Source organism: Mycobacterium sp. HUMS_12744610, from assembly GCF_041206865.1.
GTDB lineage: Bacteria > Actinomycetota > Actinomycetes > Mycobacteriales > Mycobacteriaceae > Mycobacterium > Mycobacterium servetii.
Map to the genome: position 1 here is coordinate 1,144,776 of NZ_JBGEDP010000001.1, position 16,713 is coordinate 1,161,488.

The 16,713-nt window shown below is 67.4% G+C and carries 17 protein-coding genes and 1 pseudogene; 9 read left to right on the forward strand and 9 right to left on the reverse strand.

The window, feature by feature from the left end:
• Positions 1-104 precede the first annotated feature (104 nt).
• Together AB8998_RS05775 and AB8998_RS05780 are read right to left on the reverse strand one after the other, a co-directional pair.
• Positions 105-952: pseudogene (locus AB8998_RS05775) on the reverse strand (mycofactocin-coupled SDR family oxidoreductase).
• A gap of 187 nt (positions 953-1,139) precedes the next feature.
• Positions 1,140-1,790: a TetR/AcrR family transcriptional regulator gene (locus AB8998_RS05780; RefSeq protein WP_369737009.1), complete on the reverse strand. Its 651-nt coding sequence runs from the start codon at positions 1,788-1,790 to the stop codon at positions 1,140-1,142.
• Positions 1,791-2,031: 241 nt separating this feature from the next.
• Here AB8998_RS05780 and AB8998_RS31675 point away from each other — a divergent pair, with 241 nt between their 5' ends.
• Entirely contained in the window at positions 2,032-3,207 is a 1,176-nt protein-coding gene (locus AB8998_RS31675; RefSeq protein ID WP_369737010.1) for an acyl-CoA dehydrogenase family protein, read from the forward strand.
• A gap of 199 nt (positions 3,208-3,406) precedes the next feature.
• On the opposite strand, the gene AB8998_RS05790 is transcribed toward AB8998_RS31675, so the two are convergent.
• From AB8998_RS05790 to AB8998_RS05820, 7 genes are all read right to left on the reverse strand, one after another.
• The gene (locus AB8998_RS05790) at positions 3,407-4,168 is read right to left on the reverse strand and encodes an acyl-CoA dehydrogenase family protein (protein ID WP_369741439.1); all 762 of its coding nucleotides are present in this window, start codon (positions 4,166-4,168) and stop codon (positions 3,407-3,409) included.
• Positions 4,169-4,229: 61 nt separating this feature from the next.
• Positions 4,230-5,318: an acyl-CoA dehydrogenase family protein gene (locus AB8998_RS05795; RefSeq protein ID WP_369737011.1), complete on the reverse strand. Its 1,089-nt coding sequence runs from the start codon at positions 5,316-5,318 to the stop codon at positions 4,230-4,232.
• On the reverse strand, positions 5,315-5,764 hold the full coding sequence (locus tag AB8998_RS05800; RefSeq protein ID WP_369737012.1) for a nuclear transport factor 2 family protein: 450 nt from the start codon (positions 5,762-5,764) through the stop codon (positions 5,315-5,317). The genes AB8998_RS05795 and AB8998_RS05800 overlap by 4 nt, the downstream gene beginning before the upstream one ends.
• Positions 5,739-6,968 carry a metal-dependent hydrolase family protein gene (locus AB8998_RS05805; RefSeq protein WP_369737013.1) on the reverse strand — a complete coding sequence of 410 codons (1,230 nt, stop codon included), beginning with the start codon at positions 6,966-6,968 and terminating at the stop codon, positions 5,739-5,741. The genes AB8998_RS05800 and AB8998_RS05805 overlap by 26 nt, the downstream gene beginning before the upstream one ends.
• A gap of 3 nt (positions 6,969-6,971) precedes the next feature.
• Entirely contained in the window at positions 6,972-7,295 is a 324-nt protein-coding gene (locus AB8998_RS05810; protein ID WP_369737014.1) for a hypothetical protein, read from the reverse strand.
• Positions 7,279-8,556: an aromatic ring-hydroxylating oxygenase subunit alpha gene (locus tag AB8998_RS05815; protein WP_369737015.1), complete on the reverse strand. Its 1,278-nt coding sequence runs from the start codon at positions 8,554-8,556 to the stop codon at positions 7,279-7,281. Before AB8998_RS05815 ends, AB8998_RS05810 begins: the two co-directional genes overlap by 17 nt.
• 23 nt (positions 8,557-8,579) lie before the next feature.
• Entirely contained in the window at positions 8,580-9,101 is a 522-nt protein-coding gene (locus AB8998_RS05820) for a carboxymuconolactone decarboxylase family protein (protein WP_369737016.1), read from the reverse strand.
• A gap of 255 nt (positions 9,102-9,356) precedes the next feature.
• On the opposite strand from AB8998_RS05820, the gene AB8998_RS05825 reads away from it, so the two are divergent.
• From AB8998_RS05825 to AB8998_RS05860, 8 genes are all read left to right on the forward strand, one after another.
• A complete protein-coding gene (locus AB8998_RS05825) occupies positions 9,357-10,655 on the forward strand; it encodes an amidohydrolase family protein (RefSeq protein WP_369737017.1) in 1,299 nt (432 codons plus the stop codon).
• Positions 10,656-10,728: 73 nt separating this feature from the next.
• Positions 10,729-11,895, forward strand: a complete 1,167-nt coding sequence (locus tag AB8998_RS05830) for an acyl-CoA dehydrogenase family protein (protein ID WP_369741440.1) — start codon at positions 10,729-10,731, stop codon at positions 11,893-11,895.
• A 7-nt stretch (positions 11,896-11,902) separates the two neighbouring features.
• Positions 11,903-12,703 (forward strand): enoyl-CoA hydratase/isomerase family protein, encoded by an 801-nt coding sequence (locus tag AB8998_RS05835; protein ID WP_369737018.1) that lies wholly within the window; start codon positions 11,903-11,905, stop codon positions 12,701-12,703.
• 2 nt (positions 12,704-12,705) lie between these two features.
• Positions 12,706-13,854: a thiolase family protein gene (locus tag AB8998_RS05840; RefSeq protein ID WP_369737019.1), complete on the forward strand. Its 1,149-nt coding sequence runs from the start codon at positions 12,706-12,708 to the stop codon at positions 13,852-13,854.
• A gap of 110 nt (positions 13,855-13,964) precedes the next feature.
• Complete coding sequence (locus AB8998_RS05845; RefSeq protein ID WP_369737020.1) at positions 13,965-14,588, forward strand: TetR/AcrR family transcriptional regulator; 624 nt, start codon at positions 13,965-13,967, stop codon at positions 14,586-14,588.
• Positions 14,585-15,091 carry a hypothetical protein gene (locus AB8998_RS05850; RefSeq protein ID WP_369737021.1) on the forward strand — a complete coding sequence of 169 codons (507 nt, stop codon included), beginning with the start codon at positions 14,585-14,587 and terminating at the stop codon, positions 15,089-15,091. Before AB8998_RS05845 ends, AB8998_RS05850 begins: the two co-directional genes overlap by 4 nt.
• Before the next feature lie 118 nt (positions 15,092-15,209).
• Positions 15,210-16,487 (forward strand): cytochrome P450, encoded by a 1,278-nt coding sequence (locus tag AB8998_RS05855; RefSeq protein WP_369737022.1) that lies wholly within the window; start codon positions 15,210-15,212, stop codon positions 16,485-16,487.
• The gene (locus AB8998_RS05860) at positions 16,484-16,672 is read left to right on the forward strand and encodes a ferredoxin (RefSeq protein WP_369737023.1); all 189 of its coding nucleotides are present in this window, start codon (positions 16,484-16,486) and stop codon (positions 16,670-16,672) included. Before AB8998_RS05855 ends, AB8998_RS05860 begins: the two co-directional genes overlap by 4 nt.
• The last annotated feature ends 41 nt before the right edge of the window (positions 16,673-16,713 follow it).

Genomic DNA, 16,713 nt, shown 5'->3' on the forward strand with positions numbered 1-16,713 from the left:
ACATCCGTCACATCGACATTTCGCAGGAAAAGTGCGAGAGATGCCCTGCAGAACGTCCATCTCGGCGAATCTAGTGGGCACCGGACGGACGGTGAGCGCCGGCCCTATTTCAGGCAGCCACCCGCATCGACGGGCAGGGTCACGCCGGTGACGTAGCGGGCTTCGTCGGAGGCCAGGAACAGCACCGCATTGCTGATGTCCACCGGCTCCACCCACGGGATCGGCATCATGTGGAACATCTGGCAGATCGGCGCCATGTCGTCGGGACCCGGGTTCTCCAGGTCGGGGCGGAACATCTTGAAGGTGCCCTCGTTGTGCAGCATCGGAGTCTTGACGTGGGTCGGGTGCACGGAGTTGACGCGGATCATGTGCTGCCCCAACTCCACCGCGAATGCCCGCATCAGTCCCACGACCCCGTGCTTGGCGGCGACGTAGTGACCGGTGTGCGGGTAGGCCTTGAGCCCGCCCACGGAGCTGGTCAACACGATCGAACCGCCACGCCCCCCGGACAACAGATGCGGCACACCGGCTTTCACGGTCTCCACACCCCGGCCAGGTTGATGTCGATCATCTCGGTCCAGTCTTCTTCGCTGGTCTTGTCCAGCGTGTCGCCGCCGTTGCCGATCCCGGCGTTGGCCACGATGATGTCGAGCCGGCCGAGTTGCTCGACGCCGCCGTCCACCGCGGCCTTCAGCGCGTCGTAGTCGCGAACGTCGACCTCGGCCGTGACGATCCGGCGGTTGTGGCCCTTGACCAGGTCGGCGGTCTCCGCGAGGTCCTCGGGCGTGGACGCCGGGATCGCGGTGTCGGTGACGCCGTCGCGGATGGGCTTGCAGATGTCGACGGCGATGATGTCGGCGCCTTCCTGCGCCAACCGCACCGCGTGACTGCGGCCCTGGCCGCGCGCCGCACCGGTGACGAAAGCGACTTTGCCCTCAACACGTCCAGCCATGTCTGCCTCGATTCCTTCCCCCGGGATCGCATCGTGCCGCACCTGAACTCTGTCATCGCCCCCAGCGGGTGTCAATGACGGACTCATTTCTGATATTTGTGGTTCTGAATATTAGAGAACCATATTCTCGCAACGCAAATTTCGTTCGCGATGTGCTCACATCGTCAGGTGTGATGAGGGGCCGGCGTCAGCCGACGAAGCCGCGCGAGCAGAAGTCCCATACCTCGTCGGCGGTGATGGGGTGGGTCGTCGCGTCGTCGGAACCGCCGCTGGATTGTGCGATGAACATGACGGTCTGCATGGTCATCGCGGCCATCCGCTTGGGATTGATGCCGGTGCGCAACTTGCCTGCGTCGCAGGCGGCTTCCATGAGCTCGGTCAGCAACGCGAGCAACGGCGCGTGGGCGACCTTGACCTCTGCCGGATGTGTCACCAGCAACCGGGGGGCAAAGTCGGTGAACAGGGGGCGCTTGGCCGTCGGGTCGGGACGCGAGGCCTCGTACAACAGCTCGACCGCCACCTTGAGCCGCTCTAACGGGTCGGTGTGGCTTTCCGTGGCGGCGCGGATCTGTTCGGCCGACCGGCTCAACGCGTCCTCGAACAGCGCGAGCAGCAACTCGTGCTTCCCGTCGAACTGCAGGTAGAAGCTGCGCAGCGACTGGCGCGACCGGTCCACGACCTCCTGGACGGTAAAGTCCGTGCTGCCCTTTTCGATGATGATCGCCTGCGCGGCGTCAAGGAAGCGCTGAACACGCTGCGCCGCACGCAGTTTCGCGGTTTTGATCGACCGCTCGACGGCCCGCTGCTTCCAGGCCGGTTCTTCGCTCGGGCTGGTCACGGGCGGCTCGGACGATTGCCGCGGGGGGAGAACATGATTGGACTCTACCGGAGAACGCCGTGACATCGCTGCGCTCGACCCCCTCACGGAAGACGTGTCGGAGATTGTAACTTCCTATCAACGAGAATAGTATTCTCTCAGTCGTATCTTTGGAAGCGGAATCGTCAAGAGGCTACCGCCGGGTAGGTGGAAACCTTGATCTACCGGTTTTCTGCGACCGCCATAATCCCCGGGGAGTGTTGTGCAGCTGACTTTCGACGCCGACGTCGAGGCCTTCCGCGCCGAATTCGTGGCCTTCCTGGACGCGCATCTGCCCTCGGACGCCGAGGCGTTCGAGCGTCCGCGGTCCAGTTCGCACATCCCCGAGTGGGCGCGCCGCTGGCAGCGGCTGCTGTTCGACAACGGGTGGCTGCTGCCCGGCAATGCGCCGGAGTTCGGGGGCCGCAACGCCACCTTGTTGCAGCAATACGTCTACCGGGAGGAACTCGGTCGGCGGCGCATCTACCACAGCTTCAACCCGCAGGGCGTGGGCATCGTCGCGGCGTCGTTGCTGTCGTTCGGCACTCCGGAGCAGCAGCGGCGGTGGGCCGTACCCATCCTGCGTGCCGAGATCACCGCGTCGCTGGGCATGAGCGAACCCGGGGCGGGATCGGACCTGGCGTCGCTGAAGACGCGGGCCGTGCTGGACGGCGACCATTTCGTGGTCAACGGGCAGAAGGTGTGGACATCGGGCGCCCACGACGCCGACGTGCTGCTGGCGTTCGTGCGGACCGATCCGAACGCGCCCAAGCACAAGGGCATCAGCGTGCTGCTGATCCCGACCGACACCCCGGGTGTGGTGCGCCGCCCGTTCGCGTCGATGTGTGACGGCGACGAGGTCGACTTCAACGAGGTGTTCTTCACCGACGCGCGCGTGCCGGCCGAGAATCTGGTGGGTGGGCTCAACGAGGGCTGGCGGGTGGCAACCGGTTCCCTGGGCCACGAACGCGTCATGCTCTGGATGGGATACGTCGACCTTTTGCACGAGATGACAATCGATTTCAGCCCCGCGGGGCCGCTGCAGCGGGATGGCTACGCCACCCTCGTGATGGATGCCTACGCGCTGCGGCTGCTGGGCTCGGCGGCCCTGGCGCGCGCCGCGCGCGGCGAGGAAGACGTCCCCGCCCAGTCGGTGCTCAAGCTCCTGGGCTCGGAGGCCCTGCAGCGCGCCGGCGAGGACGCGTTGCACGCCGCGGGACCCGACGGGCTGGCGGCCCGCGCGGTCACCGCCCCGTTCGCGCCGCTGAACCTGGACAGCCACTACCGCGGCTGGTTCGACCGCTACGCGCGCTCGTTCGCCGCAACCATTGCCGGCGGCACGTCGGAGATCCAGCGCAACATCATCGCCGAACGAGTGCTCGGTCTGCCGCGCAACTAGTCTCGCGAGCCGGCGGCCGTCGCGTCGCGCGACGTCACATGCGCCCCGTAATTCCCTCGTGTCACCGGAAGTTTAGGTGTGGCTTTGTGCCCGCCTCACAGCGACAACTGCCCACCGACACGAATTTGTCGCTGCGAGGGCGGGCACAAAGCCACACCCCACCCCGCAGCTACGGGCGTGACGGATGCTGCTAAACGCGCTACAGCTGTGCCAGCCGGGGCGCGAACCCGTTGGCCCGCAACGCCGCTCCGGCCTCCCGCGTCAGTTCCCGGGCGCTGCCGAGCAGGCCGTCCAGGATCAGCGACCGCTTGATATGACGGTGCAGTTGGTGCTCGGCGGTGAAGCCGATGCCGCCCAGCACCTGCTGGCAGTGCCGCGCGGCGGTCAGCGCCGCCTGGCCCGACGCGGCCTTGGCCAGCAGGGCGGCCAGCCCGCCGGGATCGTCCGGGGCGCCCGGGGCGGCCTGCAGGGTCGCCTCGGCGCCCTCGATCGCGACCAGCGTCTCGGCCAGCCGGTGCCGGATCGCCTGGAACGAGCCGATGGGCCGGCCGAACTGGACGCGGTCCAGGGCGTGCCGGCGCGCCAGCGAGAGCATGGCCCGGCTGGAGCCGACCAGCCACCACCCCACCGCCAGCCGGCCAGCGCCCAGGGCGGCACCGGGCAGTGGATCCGCGTGTGGCGCCCGGTGTATCGGCAGTTCGCCGTCGAGCGCCGTAGTCGGGCCGTCGTCACGTTCCCACGTCACCCAGGAGCCGCCCGCGAACGGCAGCGGCAGACGCCCCCCGGGCGCGCCCCCCGACGCCCGCAGCATCACGTCGTTGAGCACCGGGGCGTGCGCGCCCGTCTCACCGAGCAGCCGGAACACCAACGGGACTGCCAGGTCTGGCATTTCGTCGAGCATGTCGAACCAGCCGAGGCCGGCCAGGGCCGCGTCGAGCTCGGCGCCCGAGGCCGCGGCCATCGTGGTGCGCAGCGAGTCGGTCAGGAGCGCCAGTGACTCGGGATCGGTGAAGTCGGCCACGTCACTCCTTCCCGAGGTCCAGCAGCCGGCGGGCGATGATGTTGCGCTGGATCTCGGCCGTGCCGCCGTAGATGGTCGCCGCGCGCGAGTACAGGTACTCCGACCGCCACGGCGTGTCGTCGAGTTCGAGGGTTCCGGGCAGCAGGTCGCGGACGGTGTCGTAAAGGCGTTGTTCGGCGCCCGCCAGCAGCACCTTGTCGACGGAGGTGTCCGGCCCCAGCCGCGCCCCGTCGCGCAGCCGATGCTGGGTGCCGCGAGACCGGCAGCGCAACGTGTGCAGCGCCAGATAGGCTGCGCCGAGCGCGGATTCGTCGGGCTCGCGTGCCTCGGCGATGAGTTCGTCGAACCGTGCGTACAGGTAGGCGATGCGCTGCCAGAAGCAGGTGGAACGTTCGTAGGGGAGCAGGTCCATCGCCAGCCGCCAGCCGTCCCCGGGGCGGCCGAGCATGCGGCTGCCGGGTATCACCACGTCGTCGTAGTACACCTCGCAGAACTCGTCGACCCCGTGCATCGTGCGGAGCGGCCGGATGGTGATGCCGGGGGTGTCCAGGTCGACGAAGAACGCGGTGATGCCGTCGTGACCCGGCGCGGTCCTGGTCAGCAGGACGCAGCGGGTGGAGAACTGCGCAAAGCTGGTCCACACCTTCTGGCCGTTGACGATCCAGTTGTCCCCGTCGGCGACGGCACGGGTGCTCAGCGAGGCCAGGTCGCTGCCGGAGCCCGGTTCGGAAAAGCCCTGACACCAGTGCTCTTGGCCGCTGAGCAGGCGCGGCACTATCTCCGCGGCGAGTTCGGCCGGGGCGTAGTCGATCATGGTGGGCGCGAGCACCTCGAGCATCGAATACGGGCCGGGTTCGGCCAGCCGGCGCCCGACCACCTCCTCGCCGACGATCGCGCGCAGCACCGCGGGGCCACCCAGTCCGCCGACTTGCACCGGCCAGCCGTAGCGCATCCAGTCGGCGTCGTAGAGCGCCCGGCTGACCCGGGCCATCTGCGTCATGTGGCCCTGCAGCGTGTGATCCGGCCCGGGGGTCAGGTCATTGTCGTCGAGCCATGCGCGCAGGCCCGCGCGGAACTCCTCGACATTCACCGCGCTGTCGTTGCGCCGTCGCCCGCGGGACGCCCGATGGCATGCGGGCGCCCGGAGTCGTGCACGCCGCTGCGTCGGATGAACGTCATGGCGCGGGTTTTCAGCCGCCACCCGGCAGGTGTCCGGGAGTAGGTGTCGCGGTAGTAGCCGATGCGCATGTCGTGGGTGGCGTGGTCGATGAAGCACAGCGGCTGGGTCCCGCTGGCCGAATCGCCGTCGAGCTCGACCGCCGCGGTCCCGGTCAGGAACAGCCCCTTCGGCGCGGCGGCCACCAATTCGGGAAATCGGGCCAGGCTGTAAGTTTCGCCGAAGGCGCTGTAGGTGCCGTCGGGTGTGAAGACGCCGACAAGGCCGTCGATGTCCTCCTGGGTGATGGTGACCGCGTAGCGGGCCAGCAGCTGCTGGATCTCGACGAGATCGTCAGTTCTGGATGGCCGTGTCGACATAGACCTTGCCGCCTTTCATGACGAAGCCGACGTGCTGGGTAACGGTGATGTCGTCCAACGGATTTCCGGGCACGGCGATGATGTCGGCGAGTTGGCCCTCGGCCAGCCGTCCCAGGTCGACCGAGTTGATCAGCTCCGCGGCGGTCACCGTCGCGGCCCGCAACACCGCCAGCGGCGGCAGGCCCCAGTTGACCAGGGTGACGAGTTCGTCGGCGTTGCGGCCGTGCGGGATCGCGGGCGCGTCGGTGCCCACGGCGATCTTCACACCCGCATCGTAGGCGGCCAGTATCGAGGTGCGCGCCTTCGGGAACATCTCGGCGGCCTTGGCCTGCAGCGCCGGAGGCGCGTGCGAGACGTCCATCGCGTCACCGTCGGCCAGGCGCCGGGTGCTGACCAGGAACGTGCCGTGCTCGACCAGCATCGCGATGGCCTCGTCGTCGATCAGAAAGCCGTGCTCGATGCAGTCGATGCCGGCCGCGACGGCGTGCCGCACGGCGTCGGCGCCGTGCGTGTGTGCCGCGACTCGCAGTCCTCGGCGGTGCGCCTCGTCGACTATCGCGCACAGCTCCTCGTCCGAATAGTGTTGCGCGCCGGGAGGACCCGTCAGGGACATGACCCCGCCAGAGCAGCAGACCTTGATCAGCTCGGCGCCGTGCTTGATCTGGTAGCGCACCGCCTTGCGGATCTCGTCGATGCCGTTGGCGATGCCCTCCTCGACCGTCAGGTCCAGCACGTGCGGTGCGAACGCCGCGAACATCGTGGGGTCCAGGTGCCCGCCGGTTGGCGTGATGGCGTGTCCGGCCGGCACGACCCGCGGCCCGTCGATCCAGCCCGCCTCGATCGCCCGGGCCAGCGCGACGTCGAGCAGGTACCCGCCGGTCTTGACGAACAGGCCGAGGTTGCGCACCGTGGTGAACCCGGCGCGCAGGGTGCGCCGTGCGTTGCCGACGGCGCGCAGCATCCGGGTGGGCGGATCATCCTGGACCATGGACAGGCCGGGCTTCTCCCCGCGCCCGCCCATCAGCAGGTTGACCTCCATGTCCATCAGCCCGGGCAGCAGGATCGCTTCGCCGAGATCGATCAGATCGCCCTCGACATCGCCGCCGACGCCGACGATCCGGTCGCCGTCGATCCGCAGGATTCCGGGGCGAACGATCTCGCCGGCGTCGACGTCGAGGAGCCCGGCGGCCTTGAGCGTCAACACCGGTTAGATCACCGGTTCGCGGATGCACTCCACCCACGCGGCCCCGCTGTCGGGCACCCGCGGCTGCTTCCACGCTTCGATTGGGAACGACACCATCACCAACGACTGCATCATGTGCATGAGCGTCTTCGCGTCCTCCGGCAGATCTTCCAGCGGATACTTGTCACAGTAGGCGATCACGTCGTTCAGACGAGGAAATGCGGCGTCGTAGAAGCCCTGCATCTCGGCCATCGTCGAGGCCAACCGCTTGGCGTAACGCTCGGGCTCGGTGGCCAGGTCCCAGTCCAGATACGGCTCCAGGTCGGCGAATTCAGACGGTAACGCCATTGTTCTGGTACTCCTTCACATAATCCCCGGTCACCTTGTGCAAATGGCGGATCAAGACTTCCTGATCGCACAGCAGGAAGTCCTTGACCACCTTGGTGCCGATCATGGTCTGCGTCGCCTCCAGCGTGTTGGCGTCCTGCAGCGCGTACTCCTTGAACGTCACCGCGGCCAGCTCCTGGGCGAGGCGTTCCCTCGCGTTGCGCGGCGGAACGAAGTACAGCGAGCACTCGAAGATGTGCTTGTCGACGGCGGTCGGCCAGTAGTGGTAGGTCAGGTACCAGCCGGGCTCCCAGATCAGCAGCATGAAGTTCGGGAAGAAGTGCCACGAGTCGATGCCCCACTGCGGCACCCGCTTCACGTTGACTCCCGGCGGCAGCTCGAGCTTCTCGATGATCTCCGGCTTGTCCCAGGGGCCGAAAAGCCCGCTGCGCAGCACCCGATCCAGGGGCTTGACCATGGACATGTCCGCGGGCGGCGCCTGACCACCCCAGGTCGACTGCAGGCTGTGCGGGCTGGCCACCTCGTAGTGCAGCGCCTCGTAGCCGTACTTCTGGATCTTGGCCGCTTCTTCCTTGGTGTACTGCCCCTGGTGCAGGATCGGCGCGTGGTAGAACTCGACGAACGCGTCGATGAACAGCTTCCAGTTGCTGCCGACCTCGGCTCGGTAGGAGTAGGTCTCGGTCATCTCGCCGAAGGGGTAGCCCTCGATGCCCTTGGCCAGCGGCCCGAGGTAGTCGGTGAGCGGTGCCGCGTTGTTGTCGAGGTTGACGAAGATGAAGCCCTCCCACACCTCGCAGCGCACGGGCACCAGGCCGTACTGGCTCTTGTCGACGTCGAAGAACTCGTCCTCCTGCTGGACGAAGGTGAGCTCGCCGTCCAGGCTGTAGCGCCAGGCGTGGTACTTGCAGGTGAACTGCCGACAGGTGCCCGAGGTCTCCTCGTGCGGGAAGTCGTTCCACACCAGCTTGTTTCCGCGATGGCGGCACATGTTGTGAAAGGCCTTGACGGAGCCGTCCCTGGTCTTGACCACGATCACCGACATTCCGGGCCCCGCCGACGGCAGTTCCTTGGTGAAGTAGCTGCCCGTCTTGGGCAGCCGCTCGACCCGCCCGACGTTGAGCCACGTCCGCTTGAAGATCGCCTCGCGCTCGGCTTCGAAGAACGCCGGGTCGATCGAATCGCTGTAGTCGACCGGTGCGGTGCCCAGTTCGGGATAGTTCTCCGTCCAGCTCCCAGCGGCCGGCTTGGGGAAGTGTGCCACCTTGGTTGCCCTTCTTTCTGGTCTCAATCGACTTCGACGCCGAAGGCGTTGATGGCCATCGCCAGTGCGGCGTAGCCACCGATCGTGAAGATCAAATCCATGCGTTGTTGTTCGTCGAGCCGCTCGCACAGGGCGGCCCATGTCCGGTCCGACACGTCGGACTTCTCGTCGAGCTCGTCGACGGCGTCGATCACGGCGCGGTCGAACCCGTCGGCCATCTCGCCGGTCCGGGCAGCGGCGATCTCGGCGTCGGAGAGCCCCGCTTCCTTGCCCATCCTGACGTGGTGTGACCATTCGTAGGCGCAGTCGCGCCGGTGGGCCACCCGCAGGATCGCCAGCTCGCGGACGCGCGCCGGCAGGCTGGAGCCGTACAGCAGGTAGCCGCTGTACCGCAGATAGGAACGCGCCAGCTTCGGGTGGCGCGCCAGCGTGGCCATCAGGTTGCCGGCGTCCTCGGGGTTGCACCGTTCCGGTGCCAGCATGACGGACAGCGACGTCCGGACAGCCTCGTCCCACTCGTCGGCGGGTAGTGGCCGCACGCGCACCGGCAGTCTCCTCTCGGACAAAGAGAATCATATTCTCATTTCCAACCAATAGATTTGCACGATTCGGCCGTCCGGTCAATCCTGGCGTTTAGCTGCGTCGGAGCACCCGCCGTGGGCTGCGCCGGAGGAACCGGCGGGGATCGCGCGGCGGTCGGGGATGTTGATTCTCACTTCGCGAGAAGCTAGTTTTCACACTAGTGACGTCGGTGCCCGGCGGGCGATCCGCCGAGGCTTGCACGGGGAGCGGGAGCGGCCATGAACAAAGACGACATGATCCTGATCAGCGTCGACGACCACACCGTCGAGCCGCCCGACATGTTCAAGAACCATCTGCCCCAGAAATATCTGGACGACGCGCCCCGGTTGGTGCACAACCCCGACGGCTCGGACATGTGGAAGTTCCGCGACACCGTGATCCCCAACGTCGCGCTCAACGCGGTCGCCGGCCGGCCCAAGGAGGAGTACGGCATCGAGCCGACGGGCCTCGACGAGATCCGGCCCGGTTGCTACAACGTCGACGAACGCGTCAAAGACATGAACGCCGGGGGAATCCTGGCCTCGATCTGTTTTCCCTCCTTTCCAGGCTTCGCCGGCCGCCTGTTCGCCACCGATGACCCGGAGTTCTCGATCGCGCTGGTGCAGGCCTACAACGACTGGCACATCGACGAGTGGTGCGGGGCGTACCCGGCGCGATTCATCCCGATGGCGATCCCGGTGATCTGGGACGCCGAGGAGTGCGCCAAAGAGGTGCGGCGGGTCGCGAAGAAGGGCGTGCACGCGCTGACCTTCACCGAGAACCCGGCCGCGATGGGCTACCCCAGCTTCCACAACGAGTACTGGGCCCCGCTGTGGAAGGCCCTGTGCGACACCAACACCGTGATGAACGTGCACATCGGGTCCTCGGGCCGGCTGGCGATCACGGCGCCCGATGCGCCGATGGACGTGATGATCACGCTGCAGCCGATGAACATCGTGCAGGCCGCCGCGGACCTGCTGTGGTCGCGGCCGATCAAGGAGTACCCGGACCTCAAGATCGCGCTGTCCGAGGGTGGCACGGGCTGGATCCCGTACTTCCTGGAACGGGCGGACCGCACCTACGAGATGCACTCCGCCTGGACGCACCAGAACTTCGGCGGCAAGCTGCCCAGCGAGGTCTTCCGCGAGCACTTCCTGACCTGCTTCATCAGCGACAAGGTCGGCGTCGCGTTGCGCAACATGATCGGCATCGACAACATCTGCTGGGAGGCCGACTACCCGCACAGCGACTCGATGTGGCCGGGTGCGCCCGAAGAGTTGTGGGATGTGTTGTCCATCAACGACGTTCCGGACGACGAGATCAACAAGATGGCGTACGAGAACGCGATGCGCTGGTACTCGTTCGACCCGTTCACCCATATTTCGCGCGAGCAGGCGACGGTCGGCGCGCTGCGCCGGGCCGCCGAGGGGCACGACGTATCGATCAAGGCGAAGGGCCACGCCAAGGACAGCCGCGGCGGCTCGTCGTTCGCGGACTTCGCGGCCAACGCGAAAGCCCTGACCGGCAACAAGGACTGACCACCATATCGCCGGAATGCCTGTGCGCCGGTGCATTTCGACGAAAGGAGAACCCGCAGTGCCCGGCGCTGGGATGAATTTCGAGCTGACCGAAGACCAGGAGCTGATCCGCCGATCCGTCGCCGAGTTGGCGTCTAAGTTCGACGACCAGTACTGGATGGAAAAAGACCAGGCGCACGAATTCCCGGCGGAGTTCTACCGCGCCATCGCCGACGGCGGCTGGCTGGGCATGACGATCCCCACCGAATACGGTGGTCACGGCCTGGGCATCACCGAAGCCACCATCCTGCTCGAGGAGGTCGCCAAATCCGGCGGCGCCATGAACGCGGCCAGTTCGATCCACCTGTCGATCTTCGGGATGCAACCGGTGGTGGTGCACGGCTCCGACGAGCTCAAGGCGCGCACGCTGCCGCGCGTCGCGACCGGTGAAACCCATGTCTGCTTCGGGGTGACCGAACCGGGTGCCGGGCTCGACACGTCGCGCATCACCACGTTCGCCAAGCGCGACGGTGACCGCTACATCGTCAACGGCCGCAAGGTCTGGATCTCCAAAGCCATGGAGTCTGAGAAGATCCTGTTGCTGACGCGCACCCAGAGTTACGACGAAGTCGTCAAGAAGACCGACGGCATGACGCTGTTCCTGACCGACCTCGACCGCAGCCGCGTCGATATCCGCCCGATCCGCAAGATGGGCCGCAACGCTGTCAGCTCCAACGAGTTGTTCATCGACAACCTCGAAGTGCCGGTCGAGGACCGAGTCGGCGAGGAGGGGAAGGGCTTCAAGTACATCCTCGACGGCCTCAACCCGGAACGGATGCTGATCGCGGCCGAGGCCCTCGGCATCGGCCGGGTGGCGCTCGCCAAAGCGGTGAAGTACGGCAACGAGCGCGAGGTCTTCGGCCGGCCCATCGGGATGAACCAGGGTCTGCAGTTCCCGCTCGCCGACTCGCTGGCCCGCCTCGACGCCGCCGAGCTGATGTTGCGCAAGGCCACGTGGCTCTACGACAACGGGAAACCCTGTGGCCGCGAGGCGAATACCGCGAAATATTTGTGCGCCGACGCCGGCTTCACCGCCGCCGACCGCGCGTTGCAGACCCACGGCGGCATGGGCTATTCCGAGGAGTATCACATCGCCCGCTACTTCCGTGAGGCCCGGCTGATGAAGATCGCGCCGGTCAGCCAGGAGATGATCCTGAACTTCCTGGGGGCCAACGTGTTGAAGCTGCCGCGGAGCTATTGACCCATAGATGACGGATCCTGTTCTGCTGTCGGCGGATCGCGGCGGCGTGCGCACGTTGACGCTGAACCGTCCGCACCGCAAGAACGCGATCGACCCCGAGTTGTGGGTCGCGCTGCGCGACGCGCTCGACGCGGCAGGCAGGGACCGCGGCGTGCGCGCACTGGTGCTCACCGGCGCCGGCGGCAGCTTCTGTTCCGGCGCCGACATCTCCGTTCGCGACGACGTCCACCCCCGCGACAAGCTGCAGCGCCTGACCGATGTGGCGCTGGCGCTGCACGAGCTGCCGGTTCCCACGGTCGCCAAGGTGACCGGCGTCGCCGTCGGCGCGGGCTGGAACCTGGCGCTGGGCTGCGACCTGGTGGTGGCGACGCCGGAATCGACGTTTTGCCAGATCTTCTCCAAGCGCGGCCTGTCGATCGACCTCGGGGGTTCGTGGCTGTTGCCCAGACTGGTCGGCCTGCAGCAGGCCAAGCGGCTGGCGCTGCTCGCCGAGACGATCGGCGCCGCCGAGGCGCACGACCTGAACCTGGTGACCTGGGTGGTGCCCTCCGCCGAGATCGACGCGTTCGTCGAGGACCTGACCGGGCGGCTGGCGGCCGGCCCGCCCGTCGCACTGGCCCAGACCAAGGCCCTGCTCAACGAGGGCGCCGACCGCACCATGCGCGACGCGCTGGCCAACGAGGCCCGCGCTCAGATCGTCAACTTCGCCACCGTGGACGTGCCCGCCGCCTATGCCGCCTTCGCCGAGCGGCGGGAGCCGTCGTTTACTGGTCAGTGGGCGCTGAAGAAATCGGAGCAATCGGAGTGAACATGCGTGAAACGGTCATCGTCGAAGCGGTACGCACGCCAGTCGGGAAGCGCAACGGCGGGTTGTCGGGCCTGCACGCCGCCGACCTGTCCGCGGTCGTCCTCAACGAACTGCTGGAACGTACCGGCGTCGGCCCGGAGATCGTCGACGACGTGATCTGGGGATGCGTGTCGCAGGTCGGCGACCAGTCCAGCAACATCGGCCGCTACGCGGTGCTGGCCGCCGGGTGGCCGGAAACCATCCCCGGGACGACGGTCAACCGCGCGTGTGGTTCCAGCCAGCAGGCCCTGGACTTCGCGGTCCAGGCAGTGATGTCCGGCCAGCAGGATGTCGTGGTGGCCGGCGGCGTCGAGGTGATGAGCCGGGTCCCGCTGGGGGCGGCCCGGGCGACGGGGATGCCGTACGGCCCCAAAGTCCTGGCCCGCTATGACGACTTCTCCTTCAACCAGGGCCTGTCCGCGGAGATGATCGCCAAGAAGTGGGGCCTGTCCCGCACGCGGCTCGACGAATACTCGGCCCTGTCCCACGAGCGGGCCGCCGCGGCCCAGGACCGCGGCGCCTTCACCGACCAGATCGTGCCGGTCTTCACCGAGGACGGGGCCGTCGTCACCGCGGACGAGGGCATTCGGCGCGGGACCAGCGTCGAGAAGCTGGGCACGCTCAAGCCGGCATTCGTCGAGGACGGGGTCATCCACGCGGGCAACTCCTCGCAGATCTCCGACGGGGCCGCCGCGCTGCTGGTGACCACCTCGCAGATGGCGCTCGAACTGGGGCTGACGCCGATTGTGCGCTACCGCGCGGGCGCGGTCACCGGCGCGGATCCGGTGCTCATGCTCACCGGTCCCATCCCGGCGACCGAGAAGGTGCTGAAGAAGGCCGGCGTTGCGCTGTCGGAGGTGGGCGTGTTCGAGGTGAACGAGGCCTTCGCGCCGGTCCCGCTGGCGTGGCTGGCCGAGACGGGCGCCGACGCGGGCCTGGTCAACCCGCTGGGCGGCGCCATCGCCCTCGGGCATCCGCTGGGCGCCTCCGGTGCGGTGCTGATGACGCGCATGGCGCACCACATGCGAGACAACGGGATCCGCTACGGCCTGCAGACCATGTGCGAGGGGGGCGGCACGGCCAACGCGACCCTCGTGGAACTCGTCGGTTAGCGGGGCGCGACAACCGCCGAAAAACAGCTCATGTGAGACCCTTGTCACAGTCGCCAAACCAACCTACTGTGTGTTCACTAGGTTGTTCATCCGGCGGACGGACGAATTCGGTGCCCGACACGCGGCGGTACGACACGCTCCTCGCCAAGGGCGAGGACCGCAAGCAGCGGATCCTCGAGGTCGCCCAGCGCCTGCTCATCCGCAACGGCTGGCGCAATACGACGCTGGCCCAGATAGCCGGCGAAGCCGGGGTGACCCCCGCAGGGCTGCTGCACCACTTCGAATCCAAGGAGCAGTTGCTGCACGCGGTGCTCGACGCGCGCGACCTCGACGACGAGGTGCACGCCGACCGGACCGGCGACCTGCTCGCCCAGATCGCCCAGGTCGCCGACCGCTTCCACCGCGCGCCCGAACTGGTGGGCACGTTCACGGTGCTCCTGGTGGAGAACATCCTTCCCGAAGCCCCGCTGCACGACCGCATGCTGGCCAGGCACCGGGCCGCGGTCGACATCGTCGCCGACCTCATCCGCGGCGGTCAGGCCGACGGCCGCTACCGCACGGACATAGACCCCGCCATCAAGGCAGTGGAGATTCTCGCCTTCGTCCACGGAATGGAAACCACATGGTTGCTCGACCCTTCAATACCGCTCACCGAGGTGTTCAAGCAGTACGCCGAGACGTTGGCGAGGGACTTCGCGCCCCCGGCAACGGGCGAGACGAGCGCGACGACATGAGGTACCGGCTCGACGTGGTGGCCACCGGCGTCGTCGACGTGGTCGGGTTCGCCGGCGGCTGGCTCTTCGACCGCGCAATGGCGGGATGGGACGTTACGGTGCTGGTCGCCGATCACCCCGACCCCCGGCCGCTGCAGATCCTCGGTGCGCGGGTGCTCGACCTGGAGGACGTCTTGGCGACGATGGAATCCCGTCCGCGTCCGCAGGCCCTGGCGGCCGCGGCGGATCTGTTCGGGTGCGACGCCCGGGTGCGCCAGGGCGTGTTGCAGGCCCTCGACCACGGCGTCACCGAGGTCACTTTGTGGGGGGAGGACTGGCCGGCCGAGCTCGACGAGAGCGTGGGCCTGGTTCAGCACCGCCTGAGCATGGCCGCCCAGATCTTCAAGTCCCAGGCGCTGGCCGCGGCGGCCGTCCCGCACGGCTCGATCGGCCATACCGAAACGTTCCGCAGCGGACTGCTGGCCTGGCCGTCGGTGGCCGCCGATCTGGTGCCCGCCCGCTGAACCGGCGGGGGAGCGAGCCTCATCGGAGCCCTCGTTGACGACGAACACACGCATATGGAAATGTAATACTCACCTGCGAGAGGCACGTTCTCACTAACCGAGATTCGAGGAGCTGGAGATGACCAAGGAATTCTCCGAGCCGGACTTCTTCCGCGGCAGCGAGCTCATCGCAGACCCGTACCCCTACTACGAGGCGCTGCGTCAGCGGTGCCCCGTGACACGGGAAAGCCATCACAACGTCACCATGATCACCGGTTGGGACGAGGCGTGTGCGGTGCTCAACGATGCCGAGACGTGGTCCTCGTGCATCTCGGTTACGGGCCCGTTCCCGGGCTTTCCGGTAAGCCTCGAGAGTCTGGGAGACAGTGACATCACCGAGCTGATCGAGAAACATCGCGACGAGTTGCCGTTCAGCGACCAGCTTCCCACCCTCGACCCGCCGACCCACACCAACCACCGCTCCCTGATGATGCGGCTGATCACCCCCAAGCGCCTCAAGGAGAACGAGGACGCCATGTGGGCGCTCGCCGATCAGGTGCTCGACGAGTTCCTCGCGCCCGGGCACGGCGAATTCATCAAGGGCTTCGCCGGCCCGTTCACGCTGCTGGTGATCGCCGACCTACTGGGCGTGCCGATGGAGGACCGCGACAAGTTCGTCAAGGGCATCGCGGGACACGCGGGCGGCGGCGTCGGCGGCACCAAGGGGTCGCTGGCGCACAGCCCGCTGGAGTTCCTCTACGGCCTGTTCTCCGACTACGTCGCCGACCGCCGCCGGGAACCCCGCGACGACGTGCTGACTGGCCTGGCCACCGCGACCTTCCCCGACGGCTCGGTTCCCGACGTCGAAGACGTGGCCCGCGTCGCCAGCAACGTGTTCTCGGCGGGCCAGGAGACCACCGTGCGCCTGCTGGGTGCGGCCCTGCAGATACTCGGGGAGCGCCCCGACATCCAGGCGCAGCTGCGCAAGGACCGCAGCCTGATCCCCAACTTCATCGAGGAGGCGCTGCGCATCGAGAGCCCGGTCAAGGGCGACTTCCGGTTGAACCGGGTGCCGGTCAACGTCGGCGGGGTCGACCTGCCTTCGGGCACCACCGTGATGATCGTGCAGGCGGCCGCCAACCGCGACCCGCGCCGGTTCGAGGACCCCACCACCTTCGACCCGGCCCGCAAGAACGCGCGCCAGCACATCGCATTCGGGCGGGGCATCCACAGCTGCCCCGGCGCGCCGCTGGCCCGCGCCGAAACCCGGGTGGCCCTCGAACGCCTGCTCGACCGCACGTCCGACATCAGGATCGACGAACGCGCGCACGGCCCGGCCAATGACCGCCGCTATCAATACGTTCCGACCTACATCCTGCGCGGCCTGACCGAGTTGCACCTGGAATTCTCGGCATGAGGGTCTCCGTCGACGATCAGCGCTGCCGCGGCCACGGCGTCTGCGTCACGCTGTGCCCTGAGGTGTTCAGCCTGACCGACGACGGTTACGCGGAGGCCATAGAGTCCGAGGTCCCCACGGAGCTGGAGGCGGCGGTCGGGGAGGCCATCGACTGCTGCCCCGAGCAGGCCATCAGCAAAACCTAACGCGGGTAAGGAGATTCGAGTGGCAAAAGGGTATGTGATCC

Coding starts and splice junctions, on each gene's coding strand:
- AB8998_RS05790 (WP_369741439.1), bottom strand. CDS start 4,168: ATGGCCGCGGCCTCGGGCGCCGAGCTCGACGCGGCCCTGGCCGGCCTC.
- AB8998_RS05800 (WP_369737012.1), bottom strand. CDS start 5,764: ATGTCGACACGGCCATCCAGAACTGACGATCTCGTCGAGATCCAGCAG.
- AB8998_RS05810 (WP_369737014.1), bottom strand. CDS start 7,295: ATGGCGTTACCGTCTGAATTCGCCGACCTGGAGCCGTATCTGGACTGG.
- AB8998_RS05825 (WP_369737017.1), top strand. CDS start 9,357: ATGAACAAAGACGACATGATCCTGATCAGCGTCGACGACCACACCGTC.
- AB8998_RS05830 (WP_369741440.1), top strand. CDS start 10,729: ATGAATTTCGAGCTGACCGAAGACCAGGAGCTGATCCGCCGATCCGTC.
- AB8998_RS05835 (WP_369737018.1), top strand. CDS start 11,903: ATGACGGATCCTGTTCTGCTGTCGGCGGATCGCGGCGGCGTGCGCACG.
- AB8998_RS05840 (WP_369737019.1), top strand. CDS start 12,706: ATGCGTGAAACGGTCATCGTCGAAGCGGTACGCACGCCAGTCGGGAAG.
- AB8998_RS05850 (WP_369737021.1), top strand. CDS start 14,585: ATGAGGTACCGGCTCGACGTGGTGGCCACCGGCGTCGTCGACGTGGTC.
- AB8998_RS05855 (WP_369737022.1), top strand. CDS start 15,210: ATGACCAAGGAATTCTCCGAGCCGGACTTCTTCCGCGGCAGCGAGCTC.
- AB8998_RS05860 (WP_369737023.1), top strand. CDS start 16,484: ATGAGGGTCTCCGTCGACGATCAGCGCTGCCGCGGCCACGGCGTCTGC.